At 46.5% G+C, this 4,299-nt stretch carries 6 protein-coding genes; 3 read left to right on the top strand and 3 right to left on the bottom strand.

Annotated features, from left to right (window positions below; translation table 11 throughout):
- Both ABD846_RS08320 and ABD846_RS08315 read left to right on the top strand, forming a co-directional pair.
- The coding region (locus ABD846_RS08320) for a hypothetical protein (protein ID WP_344825153.1) at window positions 1-1,673 on the top strand (1,673 nt) is incomplete at its 5' end.
- Window positions 1,673-2,104 (top strand): hypothetical protein, encoded by a 432-nt coding sequence (locus ABD846_RS08315; protein ID WP_344825150.1) that lies wholly within the window; start codon window positions 1,673-1,675, stop codon window positions 2,102-2,104. The genes ABD846_RS08320 and ABD846_RS08315, both read left to right, overlap by 1 nt.
- A 212-nt stretch (window positions 2,105-2,316) precedes the next feature.
- On the opposite strand, the gene ABD846_RS08310 is transcribed toward ABD846_RS08315, so the two are convergent.
- Entirely contained in the window at window positions 2,317-3,063 is a 747-nt protein-coding gene (locus tag ABD846_RS08310; protein ID WP_344825147.1) for a DUF6261 family protein, read from the bottom strand.
- A 58-nt stretch (window positions 3,064-3,121) separates the two neighbouring features.
- On the bottom strand, window positions 3,122-3,523 hold the full coding sequence (locus tag ABD846_RS08305; RefSeq protein WP_344825144.1) for a hypothetical protein: 402 nt from the start codon (window positions 3,521-3,523) through the stop codon (window positions 3,122-3,124).
- Between the two features lie 72 nt (window positions 3,524-3,595).
- Here ABD846_RS08305 and ABD846_RS08300 point away from each other — a divergent pair, with 72 nt between their 5' ends.
- The gene (locus ABD846_RS08300; protein ID WP_344825141.1) at window positions 3,596-4,009 is read left to right on the top strand and encodes a helix-turn-helix domain-containing protein; all 414 of its coding nucleotides are present in this window, start codon (window positions 3,596-3,598) and stop codon (window positions 4,007-4,009) included.
- 20 nt (window positions 4,010-4,029) lie between these two features.
- Here the strand turns inward: ABD846_RS08300 and ABD846_RS08295 are convergent.
- Window positions 4,030-4,299, bottom strand: a 270-nt coding sequence (locus tag ABD846_RS08295; protein WP_344825138.1) for a hypothetical protein, incomplete at its 5' end; no start/stop codon positions are given.

Below are 4,299 nucleotides of genomic sequence, written 5' to 3'. Positions count from 1 at the left end.
GCCAGGTGGTTCAGAACAGTATTGATTCCTTACCGAATGCATCCTCCTTCTACGGTTCGCTGGTAGCGGAACCGATGTTGTGGAACTCGTCGTCACTGCGCGACAACAACGGACCGTGGACGGTGAGCCTGCGTGAGCTGGTGAACAATTACGCAGATGAGACGGCATTGGCGAGCTTCTTTGACGGCTGGAGCGGTGGCAGTGCCGCGCTTGCGGGAGCGACGATGCCGGATTATAAGCTGACCACTGTGTACAATGCCTCACCTGCGCGTGCGATCACGGATATGGTGCTGGAGGCGGGCGCAGCGGATGTGGAAGATGTGATCACGGATGAGGAGGATGTGACGGCCTTTGAGCTGGGCAAGCTGGCGGTAACGGGCGGTATGCTAAGTGTGGATGAGATGACGAGCGCGATCGTGTATGGAACGGCCGGAGATACGATCAGCCTGGGCGAGCACCATATTTACGGCAGCAGCCGTGTGGGTGTTCAGCGCTACGACAGTCTGCAGCTGGCAAACCTGCTGAACCTTTCGGATGCGGGTGCAGTGCGCTCCACGCTGATGAGCCGTGTACCGTGGTACAGCTATGCGTATGCAGATGTGATCAGCAGCAGTAAGAAGCAGGAATATGACGGAACGATCAATACGTATTCGGGAGTATTGAATAATACCCGTAACTTAGGGCGCAGGTATTACGAGCTGACAGATCATTTGGGAAATGTGCTTGCTACGGTGTTAGATCGTAAAACGGGGTATAAAACCAGTCCTGGAGCCACGCTCTACGACCACTGGAGTGCCGATCTGGCACAGGTAAGCGATTACTATCCCGGTGGGATGATGATGCCAGGACGGAACGTGGAGTATAGTTGGTCACGCATGGGTGCGCAAGGCAGCCCTAAAGACGACGAAGTGTACGGAAAAGGAAATTTCATTGATATGGGAGATAGGCATTTGATGACACAAATACTTAGGACTCCCAAAACAGATAATAAGTCCGAGAAATATCCGTCAATAAGTCCATACGCTTACGTGATGGGGAATTATCCCAATGCAATAGATCCAAACGGTAAAGATGTATTTTTAATTACGTATCTTACAAAAAAAGATGTTGCAGGTCATACAGCTTTAGCCGTTGAGAATTATAAGCAGGTTACAACAATGGTCAAAGAAAATGGAAAAGAGGTGATGAAGACAGAATTTGTCAAAGATGGAACAGTCACTATTTATGAATTAGGCCCCGGAGGTATGCTAAAAGAAGGCAAAAAAGCTGCTACAACTAGGGTTTCCGCTAAATATGTCGAAAAGACTGTTCCATTAGGCGTTATAGATAAAGTGGGTGGATCAGAATGGGAACAGTCGCCGCCAGATGGAATAATCAGATTTAAAACTGATCCAGGAACTGATCAATATATACAATACAAAATGTCCGATTATCAAAATCAAAATTCTGAATACTGCGGAACATCAAACAACTGTACCGATTATGCGGGATATGGTGCTGAATTGGCTACGGGCAAAGAGATAAATGCTCGAGAATCCAACGGATTTATTGGAGCTACAACCCCAGGTAAAATGTTCACTGAAGCAAAAAAAGCCCCTAACGCGGAAGTGATAAAAGATCCAGGCAAGGCAGCCGAAAAACCATTTGATAAAGCTTATAAAGGGGAGGACTAATGAAGAAAATAAATATTTTAGCCATTTTTGGTGTAGCTATTTTATATTCCTGTACAAGGGAAAATGAATCAGTTGAATTGAAGAATTCTTCTCCGATAGATTCAATGGTCATCGCTACGCGTATCCACGGAATCAAAAGTGATAGCCTTCTTAAGGTGAAAATCTTAGATAAGACAATGTTTGATACAATTTATCGAGATTATTTTACGAAAGGAAGGTTGTTAAAAGACTATTATGTGAAGTTTCCAATCAACAAGTATAATGTGCTAACATATAGGCATAACTCCATAAATGATACCGTTGTTGTATATAAAGACCATATTCGGATTGCGGGAGTGGGTGTCATAAAAATGAATAGGAATATTGAGCCATTATTTGATTCCCTTTTTAACGACAACATAGTTGAAAAGACGAAGCAAGGTTTGTGGTAAACTAAAATGAAGAAGCCGCCAATCTGGCGGCTTCTTCATTTTATCTGTTAGCCGTTTTAGATAAAGTTATTAGGTAGTGTATCAAAGTTAATGATGCTTCGATTCTGGGTAGTGTTTCAGATTTAGTGATAGCGGTGACAAAGGTCATCTAAAAGCATAAGCGGTGCAGAACAAAGTTCTGCACCGCTTATTTTTCTACATAACACCAACGATTACGCCTGCGGGGCAGGCTCCGAGCTTGTTGCCTCGTCTGTGGAACTGCTGCGGCCTAAAATCAATACATTGTACTGGTCTATGAGCGCATTGATCTCATTGTGCGTCTTGCCCCATAGCCCGGCCCCGCTGCTGATGGTGTGGTAGGCATCCAGCCTGTCGCGCAGCACATAATAGGCAGTGATCGCTTCTATGCGCTTCTCGCGGATATTGTCCGGATTGGCTACGGCCAGCTCGCGGGTACGGTTCATATACAGGTTGTCGAATTCGGTATTGGCTGTTTTCAGTTCTGCCAGCCAACCGCCTAGAGAAAGCTGGTTTACCGCTGCATTCAGTTGAGGCTTCTGGGTCCAGTCGTCTATAAGATTGCTGATGGAGGCTGTTTCTGCCATGTAATTCTGGCGCGCAATACCCGTTCCGTACAAAGCCAGGTTTTCATTGAGCATTTCTGCGGACCAGCTCATGTTGTGGTCGTAGTGGTACATCATGGCATTTACCAGCAGACTGATACCGGATATGGCAGTGTCCCTTCTTTTATCTGCCGCTTCCACGGCTGCGGTAATGGCACTGCCCTGTGCGGTGACAAACAGGTCGGAGATAGCGGATACCACCTTCTCAAAAGTCTGGTGCTGGGCAATCACCTGCATACCGGAGGGGTCGTTTGCCGCGATAATGTTTAAAACGGCTTTGGAAAACTGGATAAACTCTGCATTACGCAACAGCCTTAAATCGATTCCTTTGATCATGATCTTCTGATTTTTTAATGTTTAATGAAATTTTTGTTTGCTCATCTTTTGCGGTTTATCAGTTAGTTTTTCCGGCAAAGCCGCTGCAGGGGTGCGGGAGGGTTTCCGGTGTTCCGGCAAGGTTGCCGCAGGGGTGCAGGAAGCAATCCGGCGTTCCGGCAAAGCTGCCGCAGGGGTGCGGGAAGGTTTCCGGTGTTCCGGCAAGCTTGCCGCAGGGGTACGGGGAGCTTTCCGGTGTTCCGGCAAAGGCGCTGCAGGGCTGCGACTGAGTTTTTGATTGATCTGCAACGGCTAAGCCACCTGCGGGGGCGCATGGATCTGTGTGTAAGAGTTCATCAGGGTTGTTTTTTAAATAATTGTCAGGGTCAATTACTGTGCCATACCTGCCATAAATACTTAAATAACAGTCTTTTTTGGCCGAAAAGCGCGCCGGTGGCGGCAGGTATTTTACCGGAAGCATTTTCTGCAATAAAACGAGTTGGGTACCGGGCTAAAAACCTACATTTGTCGCAACAGAAAAAAGCACATCTGTATGGCGAACAAAATACACGAAGGACGAAACGTAAAACGCTTCCGCGAGATGCTGGGCATCAAACAGGATGCTCTGGCAATAGACCTGGGCGACGACTGGAACCAGAAGAAAATATCATTGCTGGAGCAAAAGGAAAGTATAGAGCCTGCATTACTGCAACAGATTTCTTCCGTACTGAAAATACCGGTGGAAGCCTTTCAGAATTTTGACGAAGAACAGGCGGTGAATATTATTGCAAATACATTCAACATTGAAAAGGACGCTTATATTGGTAACCCTCAAGCAACATTCAACATTAATCCTATTGAAGAAATGAAGAAGCTGCACGAGGAAAAAATTACATTGTACGAGCGCATGCTTCATGAGAAAGAAGAAATGATGCAGGTGATGAAAGGCCTGCTGGAAAAGCAGTAATAAATAATTACGGCTGCACCTTATCCCTGATCTGTAGAAGAAATGCCACCTGCGTGCACCGCGCGAGGGATAGAACGGAAAGCCCGCACGGCAAAGTATGCAGCCGGAGGACTTGCAGTGATAGCCCGGCCCGCCATTTGCAGATACCTTTCTGTGTAACGGATATCTCGCGTTTTCAGAGAGGCTTTTGTAATGATCTTATTGCGGGCGCGCCCTGATAAATGCACATTCCCAAAGCGTACTTCAGCAAATATTACAGCTACGACCTGTCTGGTAATGTAAAAACGATT

It is taken from the genome of Rurimicrobium arvi (genome assembly GCF_039540495.1).
Classification (GTDB): Bacteria; Bacteroidota; Bacteroidia; order Chitinophagales; family Chitinophagaceae; genus Rurimicrobium; species Rurimicrobium arvi.
This window is presented reverse-complemented; position numbering and strand designations above follow the sequence as displayed.